Annotated in this window: 1 protein-coding gene; it reads right to left on the reverse strand. The window is 70.5% G+C overall.

Features of this window, described 5'->3' with window-relative positions; all coding sequences use genetic code 11:
* A partial coding sequence (locus tag FB586_RS19035; RefSeq protein ID WP_136520880.1) for a serine/threonine-protein kinase occupies window positions 1-508 on the reverse strand: 508 nt, incomplete at both ends.

Below are 508 nucleotides of genomic sequence, written 5' to 3' on the forward strand. Positions count from 1 at the left end.
CGGAGGTAGGCCAGTGCCGAGTCGTCGTCCGGGTCGTCGCTGGAGAACGGGGTGCGGCACTCGAGGAGGGTGTAGAGGGTGGAACCCAGCGACCAGATGTCGTCGGCCTGGGTCGGCGGGTGCCCGTCGAGGATCTGGGGCGAGGCGTGCCGATAGGTGAACGCCTCGACCGAGGCGGTGTAGTCGGCGTCGACGAGTCGGGCGATGCCGAAGTCGGCGAGCACCCAGGAGGTCGGCAGCACGAGGACGTTCTGCGGCTTGACGTCACGGTGAAGGAAGCCCTGGGCGTGCGCGAACGCGAGCGCGTCGGACAGCACCAGCCCGATGCGTACGACCTCCTCGGCGGGGAACGGGCCGCGCTCGCGGAGCTGGTCGTTGAGCGTGCCGCCGTCGTAGTACTCCATCACGATGGCGGGCCGGCCGGACGCGGTCGTGCCGGTGGCCAGCACCGTCACGATGTTGGGGTGCTGGCGGCCCAGGCCGACGGTGATCTCGATCTCGCGGGCGA

It is taken from the genome of Cellulomonas telluris (assembly GCF_004886325.1).
GTDB classification, from domain to species: Bacteria; Actinomycetota; Actinomycetes; order Actinomycetales; family Cellulomonadaceae; genus Cellulomonas; species Cellulomonas telluris.